Below are 17,866 nucleotides of genomic sequence, written 5' to 3'. Positions count from 1 at the left end.
ACTACCATACTTAGACTAATTATTTATTGCTACCTTTGTAATTGCGAAAGTTGTTGCAAGGTGAATGACAGAGTCGATGAAGTCTGAATGTATAGAGCGAAATGCTACCATAACTGCCATAGAAGGTGGGGAGGTGCGTCTCACGGTGCTACGTCCGTCAGCTTGTAGTAGTTGTGCGGCTGCAGGGCATTGCCACGCCTCGGAGAGCCGTCTAGAGACGATCACGCTCGATCGCTCTCAGCTGCCTGGCGAGGTGGCTGTCGGTGATCAGGTCTCTCTGGAGATGCGTAGCTCGTTGGGTATGCGCGCTGTACTTCTCACGATGGTCGTCCCTACGATTCTCATCATTGCTGTAACCATCATTCTAAGCTACCTAGAGCTAGGTACGCTGGCTCAGATATTGATCGCCTTGGGTGTAGCCGCCGCATATATGCTCCTGCTATGGCTCTTACGTGACCGGTTTGAGCGAACCTTTGCCTTTACCGTGCGAAAAAAGTAAGTTCATACACACTCCTATGACAATACTACCCACCATACTTGTTCTTGTAGTGATAGCACTCATCAGTGCCGTCCTACTTTTTATCACCTCCAAGAAGTTTGAAGTAAAAGAAGATCCGCGCATCGGAGAGGTCGCTGAGGTACTTCCTCAGGCCAACTGCGGTGGCTGTGGCCATCCTGGCTGTGCCGGCTTTGCTAAGGCTTGCTGCGAAGCCTCCTCTCTCGAAGGGCTCTGGTGCCCCGTAGGCGGAGAGCCGGTCATGACCAAGGTGGCAGAGATCCTCGGCCAGACCGTTGCCAAGAGCGACCCGCTCGTAGCGGTCGTGCGCTGTAACGGGACCTGCGAGGCGCGTCCACGAGTCAATACTTATATAGGAGCTAAGAGCTGTAAGATCGAGTCGACTCTATACAGTGGCGAGACGGGCTGTAGCTACGGCTGTCTAGGCAATGGCGACTGCGTCGCTGTGTGCGACTTTGATGCGATCCACATGAATCCCGAGACCGGCCTTCCCGAGGTGGACGAAGATAAGTGTACCGCCTGTGGATCTTGTGTCAAGGCTTGTCCGAAGATGATCATCGAGCTCCGCAAGAAGGGGCCCAAGGGACGCCGTCTCTACGTCAGCTGTGTCAATAAGGACAAGGGAGGCGTGGCACGTAAGGCTTGCACCAACGCTTGTATCGGATGTAGCAAGTGCTTTAAGGTATGCCAGTTTGAGGCAATCACGATAGAGAACAATCTCGCTTACATAGACCATCAGAAGTGTCGTCTATGTCGTAAGTGTGCGGCTGAGTGCCCGACGGGAGCTATCCATGAGGTCAACTTCCCGCCACGCAAAGAACCTGCAGCAAAGCCAGCGCCCGCCGACAAGCCAGCTCCAGCCATGGCAACAGCCGCTGCCTCTGCAGCTCCTGCTGCTACCTCCTCAACAGCATCTGTACCTCAGAAAGATTAACACGAAGCTATGGCAAAGACATTTAGAATAGGGGGTATCCATCCCCATGACCATAAGATCAGCGCCGGGGTACCTATCACCGTTGTCGCTCCTCCAGACGAGGTGGTCATCACATTAGCACAGCATATTGGTGCGCCCGCCACCGTTGCCGTCAGCAAGGGCGATAAGGTGCGCGTAGGTACACTCCTAGGCAAGGCGGGAGGCTTTGTCTCGGCAAACATTCACTCCTCCGTCTCTGGTACCGTCACCAAGATCGACCAGATCACTGATGCGAGTGGCTTTAAGAAGCCCGCCATCTTTATTAAGGTCGAGGGCGACGAGTGGGAGGACTACATTGACCAGACAGACACGCTCATCACGGAGACCGATCTGGATGCCAAGCAGATCATCGATCGCATCGCTGAGATGGGTATCGTCGGTATGGGTGGTGCGACCTTCCCGACGCATGTCAAGCTCTCGCCTCCTCCTGGTCAGAGTGCTGACTACGTTATCATCAACGCCGTCGAGTGTGAGCCTTACCTCACGAGCGACGATGCGCTCATGCGTGTCAAGGCGATGGAGATCATGGTTGGCTGCGCGATCATCATGAAGGCTGCCAATGCGCCACGCACGCTCATAGGCATTGAGAATAATAAGCCCGACGCTATACGCATCATGCGTGACGCTGCGGAGCGCGCTAAGGAATTCCTCCCCGAGGGACACAGCATCGCCGTCGTACCGCTCAAGAAGCGTTACCCGCAGGGTGGCGAGAAGCAACTCATCGACGCCTTGATCCGCAAGCAAGTTGCCTCAGGTGCGCTACCTATCTCTACAGGTGCTATCGTGCAGAACGTCGGGACCACCTTCGCCATCTACGAGGCGGTCATGAAGCACAAGCCTCTCATCGAGCGCATCATCACAGTCACCGGACGAGCTATCGCACACCCCTCCAACTTTAAGGCACGCATCGGTACGCCTATGCAGACGCTCATCGACGCTGCGGGAGGTTATGCAGAGGAGCCAGGCAAGATCATCGGCGGTGGTCCTATGATGGGACGTGCACTGGTCAGCACCGACATACCCGTTGCCAAGGGTTCGTCAGGACTACTCATCCTCTCTGCCAAGGAGTCGACACGTCCCGAGATGCAGGACTGCATACGCTGCGGTAAGTGCGTATCGGTCTGCCCGATGGGACTCAACCCCGCCTTCCTCATGCGTGACACCATCTACAAAGACTGGGAGAGCACCGAGCACAACTACATCGCCGACTGCATCGAGTGCGGCTCTTGTAGCTATACCTGCCCAGCTGGACGTCCGCTCCTCGACTACATACGTGTCGGCAAGCAGACCGTCATGGGTATCATGCGAGCCCGCAAGAAGTAATACACACTGAGACAGATCACCGATCCTCATCATCGACTACGATATATAGCTTATGGCACAACAAGTCATCGTATCACCCTCACCGCATATCCATAGCGGTGACACCATTAGCAAGAATATGTATGGGGTGCTGATTGCTTTGATACCAGCATTCCTCGTCATGCTCTACCAGTTTAGGACAGACGCTCTACTGATCACCGCTATCTCGGTAGCCTCCTGTATGCTCACGGAGTGGGTCATCACCCGCTTCTTCCTGCATCGCCCTTGCCGTCTGCTCGACGGCTCGGCACTCCTGACAGGCGTCATCCTAGCCTTCAACCTCCCCGCCTCGCTCCCCTGGTGGCTCGTCCTCATGGGTGGTGTCGTCGCTATCGGCATTGGCAAGATGGCCTTCGGCGGACTGGGCAATAACATATTCAACCCCGCACTCGTCGGACGTGTCTTCCTACTCATCTCCTATCCTGCGCAGATGACCACCTGGAAGCTCCCCGCCCGCCTTGCCGAGCAAGCTACCGATGCGGTCTCTGGCGCGACACCTCTAGGCATACTCAAGTCAGGAGCCATCGATCAGTTGCCCGACTCGTTGCAGCTCCTCGTCGGCTTCAACTTCTCCTCCATGGGAGAGGTGAGTGCCATCGCTATCCTCATCGGATTAGCTTATCTACTCATCCGTCGCATCATCACGTGGCACACGCCCGTGGCTATCATCGTCTCGGCTTTCGTACTGAGTGGCATCATGCACCTCTACGACCCAGCGATGTATGCTAGTCCCTTCTTCCACCTGCTGACGGGAGGTCTTCTCTTTGGCGCAGTCTTTATGGCGACCGACTACGTCACCTCGCCTATTTCGCACCGTGCGCAGCTCATCTACGGCTGTATGATCGGACTACTCACCGTCATCATCCGCTTGTGGGGCTCTTACCCTGAGGGTATGTCCTTTGCCATCCTCATTATGAATGCATTCACCCCACTACTCAACACCTACATCAAGCCACGTCACTTCGGTCATGTGGTCAAATCTAGAAAGGAGGCTAAAAGATGAAGAAGCTACCCTCTACACTCCCCAATATGATCCTCTCACTCGGGATCATCTGTCTGATCATCGCTGGTATCTTAGCTTTGGTCAATGTGGCGACCAAAGATACCATCGCACAGGCCGAGACGAAAGCTAAGGTCGAGGCGATCAAAGAGATCGTCCCTGCCTTTGACAATAATCCTTACGAAGAGCAAGACACCGTCGCACTCGAGAGCGAGCCTCGTCCACTCATCGTCTACCCCGCTATGCAGGGCGGACAGCCCGTTGGCTACGCCATCGAGACCTATACCGACGCTGGCTTTGCGGGGCATATAGACATCATGGTAGGCTTTGACATGCAGAGCCAGATCGTCGGCTTCAAGGTGCTCAAGCACGAGGAGACCCCAGGACTAGGTGCTAAGATACAGGAGTGGTTCACCTCTCCAGCACCTAATGCGGACCTCATCCGTGACGTACGTGGGCTGGATATGAGCCAAGCTTCGCCACTCAAGGTCTCTAAGGACGGTGGTAAGGTCGACGCCATCACCGCAGCGACCATCTCCAGTAGAGCCTTCATTGATGCCCTCGAGCGAGCTTACCGAGTCTATCAGAGCGTCATCGGTGAGGGTGGTTCCACGGCACAGCCCACCGAGAGCAGCTGTGCGCTCCCCGAGCGAGAGGTCATCGATAGTCTCTTCAATACGCTCCTCCCCGCTTATCGTCTTGTGGACAAAGCGAAGACCGGCACCACCGACGAAGGCACTCCTTGGCTGATCCAGAGCTACGGCACCAATGATATGAGCGAAGCGACAGGCCTACTCGTCGTCACTACCAGTGATGATGACTACGAGGGGCGTTGCCTTCCACTGCTCGTCTGCTTTGACAATAATGGTGCGCTCGCAGCTTTTGCCATCGCTGATCTTAATGCCAAGGGCAAGCTCATCTCCATCAGCAATGTCTATGGCGGCAACCAAGACCCCGCTACCACCAAGCCCTCGAAGCAGTCTCTCATCGGCAAGAAGGTCACACCCGCTAGTCTCAAGCTACGCCAAGATGGCGGATCTATAGACGCTGTCTCAGGATCTACAGTCTCTTCGCGCGCTATACTCCAGGGTATCGCCCGGGCGCAGCGCATCTTTGTAGAGGCTTCTGCCAACGAATCAACTAAGTAATGCACCGCCATGAATAAGTATATCAAGACAATTACCAATGGTATCATTACGGAGAACCCCACCTTCGTGCTTCTCCTCGGTATGTGTCCTACCTTGGCGACCACCACATCGGCCATCAACGGACTCAGCATGGGACTAGCCACCACCTTCGTGCTTATCTGCTCCAATGTGATGATCTCCCTCCTGAAGCGACTCATACCCGACGCCGTACGTATCCCCGCCTTTATCGTCGTCATCGCAGGCTTCGTGACCGTACTGCAGATGGTCATCAAGGCATACCTACCGGCACTCGATCAGAGTCTGGGTATCTTCATTCCGCTGATCGTGGTCAACTGTATCGTCCTCGGACGCGCTGAGTCGACCGCCTCTAAGAGTAGCGTCGGCATCTCCCTCTTCGACGGTATCGGCATCGGACTAGGCTTCACCATCGGACTAACCCTCCTAGGCATCGTACGTGAGATGCTCGGTGGCGGTTCATTCTTCGGTATGACGGCCTATCCCAACGACTTCTCCGCACTGCTCTTCGTGCTGCCTCCGGGAGCCTTCATCGCTCTAGGACTACTCATTGGCATCTATCACGCTATCACAAAGAAGCAATAGATCAAACCCACGAGATGCAACGGCTACTCCGTAGCCACAGTTCATCACACAGACACTTACTACTATGAAATTTATCATCATATTCATCGTTGCAGTCTTTGTCAACAACGTAGTCCTCTCCCAGTTCCTCGGTATCTGCCCCTTCTTAGGTGTCTCTAAGAAAGTCTCTACCGCCACAGGCATGGGAGCTGCTGTCACCTTCGTCTTGCTACTAGCAACGATGGTTACCTGGCTCGTACAGTCCTATATATTAGTTCCCCTGGGACTCGAATTCCTACAGACCATCGCCTTCATCCTCGTCATCGCCACACTCGTGCAGATGATCGAGATGATCATCAAGAAGATTTCCCCTGCGCTCTATCAGGCACTCGGCGTCTTCCTCCCGCTGATCACGACAAACTGCTGTGTACTCGGTGTCGCTATCCTCGTCATCCAGAAGGAGTTCACCTATGCTGAGTCACTCATGTATGCTGTCTCCATCGGTATCGGCTTCCTCCTCGCTATGGTCATCTTCGCTGGTATCCGCGAGCAGCTAGCCAAGACCGGCAGCACGCCACGCGCTATGAAGGGCACTCCCATCGCCCTCATCACCGCTGGTATCCTAGCGATGGCCTTCATGGGCTTCTCAGGTCTAGCCAGTCTCTAATATCTAACTTCTAACCTCTAAGTATCCATGTGGAGAATGCAATCTCCACGTGGATATTTTTTACTCCCCACGTGGGCGCCCCCCCCCTCTGATCTCAAGTTCGCAATCACTTGCTGGAGTCTGAAGTGCCATGACAAGCTCTCTGGGATGAAGTCATGCTAATGAAAAGTCGCTTACGTGGCAAGATTTGTATACCTTTGTGGCAGGTACATTTTCACCATATAACGAACCTATCATTAATATGTCACAAGACAAGACCATACGTTGCCTGATCATCGGGTCAGGACCTGCTGGATATACAGCTGCCATCTATGCTTCACGAGCTAATCTCTCTCCCATACTTTATCAGGGACTACAACCTGGCGGACAGCTCACTACGACCACTGAGGTGGAAAACTTTCCTGGCTTCCCCGAGGGTATCACGGGGCCTAAGCTCCTTGATCAGATGCGCCTGCAAGCAGAGCGCTTTGGCACAGACATTCGCTCTGGCGAGGTCACACGCATAGACCTATCGCAGCGCCCCTTTAAGGTAGAGATCGACGGCTCTACAGAGCTGACAGCGCACTCAGTCATCATCGCCACGGGTGCTCGGGCTAAGTACCTCGGTCTAGATGATGAGAAGAAGTATGCTGGCATGGGCGTCTCGGCATGCGCTACGTGCGATGGCTTTTTCTATCGCAAGAAGCGTGTAGCCGTCGTAGGCGGTGGCGACACGGCTTGTGAGGAGGCACTTTACCTAGCAGGCATTGCGGAGCAAGTCTACCTGATCGTGCGCAAGGATCACCTACGTGCCTCTAAGGTGATGCAGGAGAGACTCTTCGCACGGGAAAACATTGAGGTACTCTTCGAGCACAACACCATCGGGCTCTTTGGCAACAATGGCGTGGAGGGTGCTCACCTCGTATATAAGAAGGGTACCCCTGAGGAGGCCAAGCGCGATATAGCGATCGATGGCTTCTTCCTCGCTATCGGACACAAGCCCAATACGGACTTCCTCGCCGGTCAGCTAGAGCTAGATGCTGCGGGCTACATCGTAACACGAGAGGGGAGACCGCTCACCAGTGTCGAGGGTGTCTTTGCTGCTGGTGACGTGGCTGATCCACGCTATCGTCAGGCGATTACCTCTGCTGGCACTGGCTGTCGCGCTGCGCTCGAGGTGGAGAAGTATCTCCTCGAGAAGGGGCTATAAGACTACGACAGCACACTCCGCTCCGCTCTGATTGAAATTCATCTAACACAATTAATATGGATATGAACAAGCAGTGGACCTTTTGGGCAGCCTTGGCGCTGGCCGTTGCCTTTGTACTAGGCATTTGGATCGCCGGATCGACCTATCTATCGGTCCGCAAGCAGCGTATCGTCTCGGTTACGGGCAATGCAGAGCAAGACTTCGAGAGCGATCTGATCGTCTGGACAGCCTCCTTTCGTGTGCAGCGGGCTACGCTGAGCGATGCCTATGCGGAGATAGAGCGAGAGCGCACTGTCGTACAGGACTACCTCCAGAAGGCTGGTCTGAAGGCTGACAGTTACTCCTTCGGTAGCCTAGATGTGTCGCAAAACTACAGCAATGGCTACGACACGCATGGCAACTATCAGCAGGTACCCAACGGCTATACCCTCACGCAGGCTGTCACTGTGACGAGCGGAGATCTAGACGGCGTCGAGGAGCTCTCCAAGAGTATCTCCTCGCTCATCTCGCAGGGTGTGGAGATAACGAGCGAAGCTCCCGACTACTACTACACGAACCTCAACGACCTCAAGCATCAGATGCTACGCCAAGCCTCTGAGGATGCGCTCAACCGTGCTGAGGAAATCGCCTCTGGGAGCCATGGTAAGGTGGGCAAGCTACAAAATGCCTCAATGGGGGTCTTCCAGATCGTTGGCAAGAACGCTGGCGAAGACTACTCGTGGGGTGGAGCGTTCAACACCTCTTCACGCCAGAAGACCATCTCCGTCACCGTCCGCGCTACCTACGCCCTCCGCTAGGAGGTACACACGACTGACCCTGGCTATTGGCTGTTAGCTGTTGGCTGTTAGCTAGTACTACTGAATCCGTTACTGACGACCTGTCGGGACGCTATCGGTGCGTCTCGACAGGTCGTTCTTTTGTGAGTCGCTTTCACAGCCTTGGTATCACTACCATTTGTGCCAAATAATCAGTAACTTTGTGGCGGTTTACGCTATGAGTAAATCACTACACGATGACAATCACTCCAACTACCTCCTCTGCTTCTGACTCAAAGCAAACAATCTTAGACCGCCGTTATCTGCGTATGGCTCGTATATGGGCCGAAAACTCCTACTGTCAGCGTCGACAAGTAGGAGCTCTCATCGTACACAATCAGATGATCATCTCTGACGGATACAATGGTACACCTGCGGGATTTGAGAATGTCTGCGAAGATGACGAAGGTATCACCAAGCCCTACGTCCTACACGCTGAGGCTAATGCTATCACTAAGGTGGCAGCCTCGGGCAATAACTGCACGGGCGCGACTATCTACATTACCGCCTCTCCCTGCCTGGAGTGCGCTAAGCTGATCATCCAGAGTCGTATACGTCGTGTCGTGTATGGCGAGCAGTACCGGCTCACCGATGGCGTCGAGCTACTCGAGCGCGCGGGCATTGAGGTAGTCTACATACCGCTAGACGAGGTCTCGTCTACGGACCAACCCGCAACCCTTTAGTATAGGTACCTATCTAGATAAAGAACAAGTGGTAGATATGCGTCGTCAGTATAAATATCTAATCTGTCTCCTTGTGGGGGCACTCATTGGCGCTGCTATTTTTTGGCTCATCTCTCGCTATCGCAATATCACGCACGCTGATAAGTTTGACCAGGTGCTGCAGCTTGTCGAGAAGTATTACGTAGACTCGGTCGATATCGAGCAGCTACGTACAGACATACTCCCCTATATGCTAGGGTCGCTGGATCCGCACTCGACCTACATACCGCCTTTGGAGTCAGAGCGCGAGGAGCAGAGACTAGAGGGGCAGTTTGAGGGGATTGGGATCATCTACAACATCATCACCGACACGATCGTCGTGGACCAAGTGTTCGCTGGCGGACCCTCAGAGACCGCAGGCCTAGAGCCTGGCGACCGCATCTTAGCCTGTGACGGCAAGAGCCTCCTCGGGGAGCGCAACAACCAAGACACCATCACCTCAGCACTCAGAGGACCAGAGGGGTCGGTAGCACATCTGTCGATACTACGTCGCCAGATGCGACGCAAGGTGAGCGTGGTACGTGGCCCCGTACCGATACGAAGCATAGATGTATGCTATATGCTCACGCCGACCATCGGACTGATGCAGATCACCACCTGGGCGCGTACCACTTATGACGAGTTCATCCAGCAGTGGGGTGCGTTGCAGCGGGCTGGAGCCAAAGCTCTAGTCCTCGACCTGAGAGACAATACGGGAGGCTATATGGATGCAGCCGTCGCTGTCGCCAATGAGTTCCTCAGCAAGGATCAATTGATCGTCTACACCGAGGGGCGCACCATGCCTCGCGAAGATGTGATCGCCAATGGCGAGGGCATGCTCCGTAAGTTGCCCCTAGTGGTGCTGGTCAATGAGAATAGTGCCTCGGCCTCTGAGATCTTTTCGGGAGCGATGCAAGACCACGACCGAGCAATGATCGTAGGGCGACAGACCTATGGCAAGGGCTTGGTGCAGCAGCCTTTTACCTTTTCAGATCACTCTAGCGTACGTCTCACGGTGGCTCGTTACTATACCCCCTCGGGGCGTAACATACAGCGACCCTACGAGCAGGGCAGTCTCTCCTCCATCGAGGAGAGTCTGATGAGCGTCTCAGGCATCAAGCCCGTGGGCGACTACGCCGATACGCTCTCTCTGACCAAGCACAAGCAGCGGGAGTATCATAGCGACAAGGGGCGGCTCCTCTTCAGCGGTTATGGCATCATGCCCGACATCTTCGTACCGCAAGACACCGCGATGATCAATGCTTATGCAGCACGTCTGATCATGTCTGGAGCCATGCAGGAGTTTGCCTTTTACTTCGTAGACTTAAATAGAGAGAGCCTCCGTGAGCTCGCTTCCGTACAGGAGCTACTCGCTTTGCTCGCTCAGGAGAAGTCGCTAATCAACGATCTAGCCGCATACGCTGCGGAGCATGGTATAGCCCAGCGACCACAGATGCTACGCCAAGCCGCACCGCGCTTGCAGCAACAGATGTATGCTTTGATAGCTAATCATCTCTTTGGCACTACGGGATTCTATCAGGTGATGTCTCAAGACGACCCGATGATCAGTAGCGCAGAGCAGTACCTAAAGGAAAATTATCACACACGATGATGAGTTGTGACAGAGTGAGAGAAGAGAAAAAAGCCTTACGCCACACCATCCGCACTAAGATGCGGAGCGAATGGACCGAAGAGTACAGACAGACAGTCTCAGAGCGTGTCTGTCAGCAGATAGAGACCTTTCTACCCTTCGTACGTAGTCATTGCGTAGCACTCTACTGCGCCTTGCCCGACGAGGTCGACCTGACCGCTATCCTAGAGCGCTACCAAGGCGATAAGCGGCTCCTCATACCTCGTGTAGAGGGTGACGATATCAACTTCTACAGCTATCAGCCCGAGTCGCTCATCACCAGTGACGACTACAAGATCCTGGAGCCCACCGCCGACGTCGAGGAGGCGGTAGATCCCGCCGAGATAGAGCTCATCCTAGTGCCTGGAGTCTCATTCGACCTGCACGGGGGGCGTATGGGCCGCGGCAAGGGGTACTACGATCGCTTTTTCGCACGCTGTCCCCACGCCCTTCGTGCCGCTGTCACCACCTCGCTACAGATCGTTGAGCAGATACCGCTCGAGCCGTGGGACGTAGCGATGCACTACATCATCACCGACAGCCGAACCTACGAGGTGCGCGACTGATGTTAGCTGTTAGCTAGTACCACTGCGTCCGTGACGGTGTCCTGTAGGGACGCACGATCTGTGCGTCCGTTGTAGTACAGCAAGACGTCGCCATGTAGGGACGCACGAGAGTATCTAGCCGGAGGGCGTCCGTTGTAGTACAGCAAGACGTCGCCATGTAGGGACGCACGAGAGTATCTAGCCGGAGGGCGTCCGTTGTAGTACAGCAAGACGTCGCCATGTAGGGACGCACGAGAGTATCTAGCCGGAGGGCGTCCGTTGTAGTACAGCAAGACGTCGCCATGTAGGGACGCACGAGAGTATCTAGCCGGAGGGCGTCCGTTGTAGTACAGCAAGACGTCGCCATGTAGGGACGCACGAGAGTATCTAGCCGGAGGGCGTCCGTTGTAGTACAGCAAGACGTCGCCATGTAGGGACGCACGAGAGTATCTAGCCGGAGGGCGTCCGTTGTTGTACAGCAAGACGTCACCATGTAGGGACGCACGGTCGTGCGTCCGTCCCCGTCAAAGCGAAACATCGTCAAGATCGTTCGACAACGGACGCACAGATCGTGCGTCCCTACAGGATTCAGTCACGGCTAGTATCGAGTCATAGTGCGTCCCTCTCCCTCCATCCCCACGTCGTCCTGTAGGGACGCACGATCTGTGCGTCCGTTGTGTCAAAAGTTACAGCATCGTGGTCTTGACGGGGACGGACGCTCAGATCGTGCGTCCCTACAAAGCGCAGTATCACCAGCCAACAACCAATAAAAGCTTCCCCCCACCACAGCTCTTAGACTGCGATGGGGGGAGTCTTTATTGATTAGTAGGCTATAGGCACGCTTGGTGCGATAGCCTTTGACCAGCGACTACATATTATAAGAGTGCATCGAGACCACACTTAAGGTCTGCGATGATGTCCTCGACATTCTCCAGACCGATGGAGAGACGTACCATGCCCTCGCCTATGTCAGACGCAGCACGCTCCTCGGGCGTGTAGGGCGAGTGGGTCATGCTAGCTGGGTGCTCGATAAGCGTCTCAGCATCTCCGAGGCTCACGCAGAGCGTAGCTAGGTGGAGGCTATTCATCAGCTTGCGACCAGCCTCTAGCCCACCCTTGAGCTCGAAGGCGATCATAGCACCTGGTAGGCGCATCTGCTTTTGAGCTAGCTCATACTGTGGGAAGCTCTTGAGCCCTGGGTAAGCGATCGAGGCAATAGCGGGGTGCTGCTCGAGGAACTCAGCGACACGCTGTGCATTAGCGCAGTGACGCTCCATACGTATCTCTAGTGTCTTGAGACCACGAGCTATCAGGTATGCCTCAAACGGGCCTAGGACTGATCCCGTCATATCCTTGACAGCAAAGAGACGTACCTGGTCGATATACTCCTTGCGACCAACGACAAATCCGGCGATCACGTCCCCGTGACCATTCAGATACTTGGTAGCTGAGTGTACCACGACATCAGCCCCGAGCTCTAGAGGACGCGTGATGAAGGGGGTGCAGTAGGTATTGTCCACCATCAGCACAGTGCCCTCCTGACTATGAGCTATCTTGGCAGCGCCTTCGATATCTGTCAGGTACATGTTAGGATTGGCGGGCGTCTCGATATAGACGAGCTTCGTATTGGGGCGCATAGCCGCCTTGATCTCATCCAGATTGCGCGCATCGACGAAGGTAACCTCTACGCCAAAGCGTGAGAGCCCATGCTCGAGGAATGAGTAGGTGCAGCCGTAGAGCGTCTTACCAGCGACGATATGGTCCCCAGCCTGTACCAGCGGGTAGATAGCTGATGTGATCGCACCGATACCTGAGGAGGCACTGACGCACGCCTCACCGCCCTCTAGCGAGGCGACCTTTTGCTCAGCAGCTGTGCAGGTCGGATTGCCTAGACGGGTGTAGATGTATCCGTCTTCCTCGAGGGCAAAGCGTCTGCCCCCCTGCTCTGCAGAGTCAAAAACGAAAGTAGAGGTCTGATAGATAGGAGTAGCCAGCGTACCGTGCTGATTGCGCTCGCTACCAGCATGGATGGCACGCGTAGCGAAGCCCATCTGCTGTAGTTCTTTTGGATCAATCATAAGCGTTATCTAAAAAGTTTGATGATTCGGTACGAAGGTACGAAAAATAGCACTCACGACTACCTTATATGATATCGCTCTTGGCTGTTGGCCGTTAGCTGGTGGCTGGTGTTACTGCGGCCCCACAGGACGACGTCTCGCTTTGACACAACGAACGCACTCCCACTTAACACTAGCCGTGACTGAATCCTGTAGGGACGCTCGATCTGAGCGTCCGTTGTCGAACGATCTTGACGATGTTTCGCTTTGACGGGGACGGACGCACAGATCGAGCGTCCCTACAGGACGACGTGGGGATGGAGGGCGTCTGTCCCCGAACCAGCGAGACGATGCTGTAACTCTCGTTCGACAACGGACGCACAGATCGTGCGTCCCTACAGGACGATGTGGGGATGACGAGGACGAAAACAGGACGACGTGGGGATGACGGGACGGACGCAGGACGACGTATCACTCCGATAGCTCCGATCCCTCTAACCTCTAATCTCTAACTTCTAATCTCTAGCGTCTACCCTCCAAACTGTTAAATACCGAGATTGTCAAAAGATATACCGAAAATGGCAACACCCTAGAAGCTTTTGTGTCGTACCTTTGCCCCCGTAGAATATTCACTTTAATAACTAATCAAACCAATTCAACTATGAAGAAGTTTATGTATGCAGCGTTGGCTGTCGCAGCAGTTCTGCTCTTCGCAAGCTGCAAGAACGACAAGAACCAACCCAATGATCAGGAGAAGGCTGATGCCTTCATCTCCTTTACCTTCAGCCTACCACAGGGTGGCACAAGAGCTGAGGCAGGAAGTGTCAATGATGCAAATGCTAAGGACACCTACGTAGGAACCGAGGCTGAGCAGGCTATCAAAGATGTCCGCGTCGTACTCTACGATCCAGACAGCAAGGAGGCTAAGTATGCTCTAGACTACAACATTAGCTCTAATGGCACTACAATTGAGGGCGATGGCCTTGCTACCAACCCAGCTCAGGCTTCTACGATTGCTCGCTTCACCACCAAGGCTGAGGGCGTTGTAAGCCAAGAGTATCAGATGCTCGCTATCGTTAACCCAACATCTGCTGTCAAGGCTGCCACTGCTCAGGGTAAGTACCTAGCAGACGCTCTAACAGCTATCGAGACAACCGTTGATGACCTCAAGGCTAATGGTATTATGATGTCTAACGATCGTGGTCTTGTTACAGTCGCAACGAATCAAATGAAGGCTACCGACGCAGAGGCTGAGAAGGCTCCTGTAGCAGTCAGTGTAGATCGTATCCTCGCTAAGGTATTCGTAGGTGGCAAGCCTACATTTGAGAATGGTAAGCTGACCAACATCAAGTGGGGACTCAACGTTACAAACAAGAAGACCTACATCTTCCGTCAGTTTGGCAAAACTGCTCTAGCAGGCTTTCCAGACGAGACCGCTACAGATGCTAGCACACGCTTCGACCGCTACGCTAAGGATCCTAACTATCTCGCAAGTGAGTTCAACAACGCAGACTTTACCTACCTAGAGGGTAAGCCTGAGCTAAAGGGTACCTTTGGCTACGATGATGCTAATGGTCAGTACTGCCTCGAGAACACGATGGACGCTCCTATGCAGAAGCACCAGGGTACGACCTCATTCGTCCTCAGTGGTACTTGGACTCCTGACGAGCATGATGGCATCACCTTCACCGAGGGTGAGACATGGTACAGCTATCAGGGCTTTACCTTTACAAAGGATAAGATGCTTGCGTATAAGAGAATCATCGAGGATAATACTAACACCAAACCTGAGATTGACAAAACACCTGCAGGCTTTAAGGCTGCTCTTAAGGCTGCTCTCGAGGGTGGTCTGACTGTTGATGCTCAGGGTGATGTTACTGCTTCTGGTACTTTCAATGGTATCAAGGCTTACAAGGATGGTGCTTGCTACTATCAGACGAACCTGATCCGTCACTTCAATGATACTCAGTCTAGCAAGGATATGGGTTACGGTCGTTACGGTGTCGTACGTAACAACATCTACAAGATCAACATCTCAAAGATTTCTCAGCCAGGTGAGCCTGATGTAGTCAACGAGAAGGATGACGACGAAAATGACGACCCAACGAAGGTCTTCGTCTCATTCGACATCACGATCAATCCTTGGATCGTTCGTACACAGGATATCGCTCTGTAATCCTCCCTTACTGCTCTTTGCCAGCAGTCTAAAGTAATGGCATCATCCTATGAGGGGTTGAATGTTCCCCTCATAGGAACTATTCACATAAAAGAGGGCTAAAGCCCCACACTGACACTATGGTTTCACACAGTCTATCTCGATTGAGACTATTATATATAGGAGTCCTGCTCCTACTAGGCTTGAGCTTTGTCTCTTGCGACAAGTGCATCTACGAGGATCTGTCCACCTGTCCCCTCCGTGTGCAGCTACGCTACGACTACAATATGCAGTACGTAGATCGCTGGCATCGCGAGGCCGAGGATGTGCATCTCTACATCTTCGACGAGGCGGGGCACTTTGTCTCGGAGATGATCGATGCGGCTGCACCTTACAAGGAGCAGCAGACCTTCGAGCTACAGCTCGCCCCGGGCAACTACACCATCATGGCTCTCTGCGGTCACCGTATGGGTACCCTCTATGAGCAGAGCAAGCTACAGGCTGGCACCTCGACCATGCAGGACCTACTCGTGCAAATCTCGAGAGCTGAGGACAAGCGGATCGCTGCCGAGCTGCCACCACTACTCTACGGCGTCTCCAAGGAGGTTCAGGTGCTAGGCGATGGCAGCCGTCTTATCGTCGTGCCGATGGCTAAGTGGACCAACAAGATCCGCCTCGTCATGCAGGACATCTCGGAGGGTGGCAAGTCCAACATCAAGCTCGACAACTACGACTTCCGCATCACCGCTCCCAACGGTCGCTACAACGGCGCTGGCGAAGTACTCACCGACGATGTCCTCACCTACACCCCTTACTATGCTGAGCAGCTCAAGGGGACGGGCGGTATCGCTGTCGAGCTCAACACGCTCCGCCTGCTGACCAAGCAAGATCAGCGACTCATCATCACGGAGCGCGCTACGGGCAACACCCTCCTCAACGTGGATCTGCTGTCGCTACTGCTACAGACGAAGTTCCACGCAAACAACAAACTCTCCGACCAAGAGTTCCTAGACCGCGAGGATCGCTACGCTATCATCTTCGCCTTCGATGGTCGCCCCGTGACACAGGAGACTTTCCTAGCGGTGAACGTATGGATCAATGGCTGGCTCATCCGTGAGCAAGACCATAATATATAATGTGTCTAACCTCTCGAGCTACAAAGCCATGACGAAATGCAATCTATATAGCATACAAGGAGGCTCCCGCACGATCCTCGCGTGGCTGCTCTCCACGATGCTCCTGCTGGCTGGTCTGACCAGCTGCGTGTATGAGGATCCCTCCGCCTGTCCCCCCGAAGTGGAGGGCGGAGACTTCTACCTCTCGATGAGCGTGGCGCCGCAGTCCACCTTCCGTCAGGGAGAGGTGCCTCTACCTGAGCTACAGGAAAAGCTCAAAAATGCGGAGAATAAGGTCAAGTCTGTGCGTGTCCTCGTCTTCGACCACGCTACGGGCAAGTGTCTAGTCAACCAGATCTTGGATGGCTATACACAGCCTGTAACCAATGGCACGCCTTGGAGCCATCCTGTCCTTATCCCTGGAAATGTGCAGAGCTTTGACTTCTATTTCGTTGCTAATGAGGCTTCGAAGACTTACAACCTGACGACAGCCCTACAGGGCGTCACCGAGCGTGAGCAGCTCTACACGCTTCCTGGACTGACGAAAATTCCCTGGCAGCCGGAGTTTCTCCCCAGCTTAGCGGATGGTGGTAGCGGTGAGGACGACCTCATCCCGATGACCGCTATCTGTCCCAATGTCAGCATCGATGCCATCAAACAGATGCTCGGAAAGGGTACCAAGCCGGACCCCTACCGCTTCCTAGCCACACCGACGGAGCGACATCCCGTACGACTGACGCGTGTGCTGGCGCGTATCGACATCACGATGCCCGACATGATTGCCAACAGCGTGCTGGGCGACCCCACCTCGGATCAGGTGCTTGTGCTAGACTATATAGAGGACTTTGAGATGGCACTGTACAATGTGCCACGCTACTTCGCTCTTTTCGCCTCGCGTTACTACGACAAGGACCAGTGGACCACGACGCTCTATAACCCTATCAGCTCCAACTACTACCGGGCTCCTCAGGGTGGGCAGGACTGCTACTACATAGAGCGAGACAAGAACAAGGTGCAGCGCAATATGGCTAGCACTGGAAGCACTGGTCATGCCATCGGCGAGCTCAGCATGTCTGACTACTACACGACAATCTACGTGCCAGAGTTCATTCGCCCAAAGAGTGCCGATGCGGGGCTAATGCCCGCCCAACTAGCAGCGATGCAGCTCAGGCTCACCTTCCAGGTCAATGAGTGGGACCCCAAGCACCGCACTGGCTATCAGGTTGGCAGGCATCCACTCAAAGACAAATTTGACGACCGCACCACGGAAAAGACCGGTCAGCTCGCAGCAAACAATGCGGGCGTGAGCGAGTACTCCGTCATCCGCAATACCTGGTACCAGATCAAGATCACGCAGCAAGACTTCGAGTAGTCGTGCCTTGACGCAGATACCCTTTATCCAACCTATGTCTC

Annotated in this window: 16 protein-coding genes; 15 read left to right on the top strand and 1 reads right to left on the bottom strand. The window is 54.2% G+C overall.

The annotated features are described in order from the left end of the window. Window positions 1–76: 76 nt before the first annotated feature. The 12 genes from Q2J34_RS02315 (at window position 77) to Q2J34_RS02260 (ending at window position 11,147) form a co-directional block, all read left to right on the top strand. Window positions 77–499: a SoxR reducing system RseC family protein gene (locus tag Q2J34_RS02315; RefSeq protein ID WP_298886622.1), complete on the top strand. Its 423-nt coding sequence runs from the start codon at window positions 77–79 to the stop codon at window positions 497–499. Between the two features lie 16 nt (window positions 500–515). Next, a complete protein-coding gene (locus tag Q2J34_RS02310) occupies window positions 516–1,451 on the top strand; it encodes a Fe-S cluster domain-containing protein (RefSeq protein WP_300969181.1) in 936 nt (311 codons plus the stop codon). 9 nt (window positions 1,452–1,460) lie between these two features. After that, window positions 1,461–2,813, top strand: coding sequence for an electron transport complex subunit RsxC (gene rsxC, locus Q2J34_RS02305; RefSeq protein WP_300969180.1), 1,353 nt, complete (start codon window positions 1,461–1,463; stop codon window positions 2,811–2,813). 52 nt (window positions 2,814–2,865) lie between these two features. After that, window positions 2,866–3,855, top strand: a complete 990-nt coding sequence (locus Q2J34_RS02300; RefSeq protein ID WP_300969179.1) for an RnfABCDGE type electron transport complex subunit D — start codon at window positions 2,866–2,868, stop codon at window positions 3,853–3,855. Beyond that, a complete protein-coding gene (locus Q2J34_RS02295) occupies window positions 3,852–5,000 on the top strand; it encodes an FMN-binding protein (RefSeq protein WP_300969178.1) in 1,149 nt (382 codons plus the stop codon). Before Q2J34_RS02300 ends, Q2J34_RS02295 begins: the two co-directional genes overlap by 4 nt. A gap of 9 nt (window positions 5,001–5,009) precedes the next feature. Beyond that, window positions 5,010–5,600 (top strand): RnfABCDGE type electron transport complex subunit E, encoded by a 591-nt coding sequence (locus Q2J34_RS02290; RefSeq protein ID WP_298886637.1) that lies wholly within the window; start codon window positions 5,010–5,012, stop codon window positions 5,598–5,600. A gap of 64 nt (window positions 5,601–5,664) precedes the next feature. Beyond that, window positions 5,665–6,246 (top strand): electron transport complex subunit RsxA, encoded by a 582-nt coding sequence (rsxA, locus tag Q2J34_RS02285; RefSeq protein WP_298886639.1) that lies wholly within the window; start codon window positions 5,665–5,667, stop codon window positions 6,244–6,246. Window positions 6,247–6,487: 241 nt separating this feature from the next. Next, a complete protein-coding gene (trxB, locus tag Q2J34_RS02280) occupies window positions 6,488–7,435 on the top strand; it encodes a thioredoxin-disulfide reductase (RefSeq protein WP_298886642.1) in 948 nt (315 codons plus the stop codon). Between the two features lie 56 nt (window positions 7,436–7,491). After that, window positions 7,492–8,232, top strand: coding sequence for an SIMPL domain-containing protein (locus Q2J34_RS02275; protein ID WP_298886645.1), 741 nt, complete (start codon window positions 7,492–7,494; stop codon window positions 8,230–8,232). Between the two features lie 215 nt (window positions 8,233–8,447). Further along, a complete protein-coding gene (locus tag Q2J34_RS02270) occupies window positions 8,448–8,933 on the top strand; it encodes a deoxycytidylate deaminase (protein WP_298886648.1) in 486 nt (161 codons plus the stop codon). A 37-nt stretch (window positions 8,934–8,970) separates the two neighbouring features. After that, the gene (locus Q2J34_RS02265) at window positions 8,971–10,563 is read left to right on the top strand and encodes a S41 family peptidase (protein ID WP_300969177.1); all 1,593 of its coding nucleotides are present in this window, start codon (window positions 8,971–8,973) and stop codon (window positions 10,561–10,563) included. A gap of 14 nt (window positions 10,564–10,577) precedes the next feature. Next, entirely contained in the window at window positions 10,578–11,147 is a 570-nt protein-coding gene (locus tag Q2J34_RS02260) for a 5-formyltetrahydrofolate cyclo-ligase (RefSeq protein ID WP_300969176.1), read from the top strand. An 854-nt stretch (window positions 11,148–12,001) separates the two neighbouring features. On the opposite strand, the gene megL is transcribed toward Q2J34_RS02260, so the two are convergent. Further along, window positions 12,002–13,204 (bottom strand): methionine gamma-lyase, encoded by a 1,203-nt coding sequence (gene megL / locus Q2J34_RS02255; RefSeq protein WP_298886300.1) that lies wholly within the window; start codon window positions 13,202–13,204, stop codon window positions 12,002–12,004. Window positions 13,205–13,844: 640 nt separating this feature from the next. Between megL and Q2J34_RS02250 the strand changes: the two genes are divergently transcribed. The 3 genes from Q2J34_RS02250 to Q2J34_RS02240 all read left to right on the top strand — a co-directional run bounded on the left by Q2J34_RS02250 (window position 13,845) and on the right by Q2J34_RS02240 (window position 17,825). Then, on the top strand, window positions 13,845–15,359 hold the full coding sequence (locus Q2J34_RS02250) for an Mfa1 family fimbria major subunit (RefSeq protein ID WP_298886303.1): 1,515 nt from the start codon (window positions 13,845–13,847) through the stop codon (window positions 15,357–15,359). 119 nt (window positions 15,360–15,478) lie between these two features. Beyond that, window positions 15,479–16,474 carry a FimB/Mfa2 family fimbrial subunit gene (locus Q2J34_RS02245; RefSeq protein WP_298886306.1) on the top strand — a complete coding sequence of 332 codons (996 nt, stop codon included), beginning with the start codon at window positions 15,479–15,481 and terminating at the stop codon, window positions 16,472–16,474. A gap of 28 nt (window positions 16,475–16,502) precedes the next feature. Further along, a complete protein-coding gene (locus Q2J34_RS02240) occupies window positions 16,503–17,825 on the top strand; it encodes a hypothetical protein (protein ID WP_298886308.1) in 1,323 nt (440 codons plus the stop codon). Window positions 17,826–17,866: the final 41 nt, after the last annotated feature.

The sequence above is a fragment of the Porphyromonas vaginalis genome (genome assembly GCF_958301595.1).
Lineage (GTDB): Bacteria > Bacteroidota > Bacteroidia > Bacteroidales > Porphyromonadaceae > Porphyromonas > Porphyromonas vaginalis.
This window is presented reverse-complemented; position numbering and strand designations above follow the sequence as displayed.

Bases quoted from the DNA above. Each gene is read 5' to 3' on its own strand.
- Q2J34_RS02295 (WP_300969178.1), top strand. From the start codon at position 3,852: ATGAAGAAGCTACCCTCTACACTCCCCAATATGATCCTCTCACTCGGG.
- Q2J34_RS02275 (WP_298886645.1), top strand. From the start codon at position 7,492: ATGGATATGAACAAGCAGTGGACCTTTTGGGCAGCCTTGGCGCTGGCC.
- Q2J34_RS02250 (WP_298886303.1), top strand. From the start codon at position 13,845: ATGAAGAAGTTTATGTATGCAGCGTTGGCTGTCGCAGCAGTTCTGCTC.
- Q2J34_RS02265 (WP_300969177.1), top strand. From the start codon at position 8,971: ATGCGTCGTCAGTATAAATATCTAATCTGTCTCCTTGTGGGGGCACTC.
- rsxC (WP_300969180.1), top strand. From the start codon at position 1,461: ATGGCAAAGACATTTAGAATAGGGGGTATCCATCCCCATGACCATAAG.
- Q2J34_RS02300 (WP_300969179.1), top strand. From the start codon at position 2,866: ATGGCACAACAAGTCATCGTATCACCCTCACCGCATATCCATAGCGGT.
- rsxA (WP_298886639.1), top strand. From the start codon at position 5,665: ATGAAATTTATCATCATATTCATCGTTGCAGTCTTTGTCAACAACGTA.
- trxB (WP_298886642.1), top strand. From the start codon at position 6,488: ATGTCACAAGACAAGACCATACGTTGCCTGATCATCGGGTCAGGACCT.
- Q2J34_RS02290 (WP_298886637.1), top strand. From the start codon at position 5,010: ATGAATAAGTATATCAAGACAATTACCAATGGTATCATTACGGAGAAC.
- Q2J34_RS02315 (WP_298886622.1), top strand. From the start codon at position 77: ATGAAGTCTGAATGTATAGAGCGAAATGCTACCATAACTGCCATAGAA.
- Q2J34_RS02310 (WP_300969181.1), top strand. From the start codon at position 516: ATGACAATACTACCCACCATACTTGTTCTTGTAGTGATAGCACTCATC.
- Q2J34_RS02245 (WP_298886306.1), top strand. From the start codon at position 15,479: ATGGTTTCACACAGTCTATCTCGATTGAGACTATTATATATAGGAGTC.
- Q2J34_RS02270 (WP_298886648.1), top strand. From the start codon at position 8,448: ATGACAATCACTCCAACTACCTCCTCTGCTTCTGACTCAAAGCAAACA.
- megL (WP_298886300.1), bottom strand. From the start codon at position 13,204: ATGATTGATCCAAAAGAACTACAGCAGATGGGCTTCGCTACGCGTGCC.
- Q2J34_RS02240 (WP_298886308.1), top strand. From the start codon at position 16,503: ATGACGAAATGCAATCTATATAGCATACAAGGAGGCTCCCGCACGATC.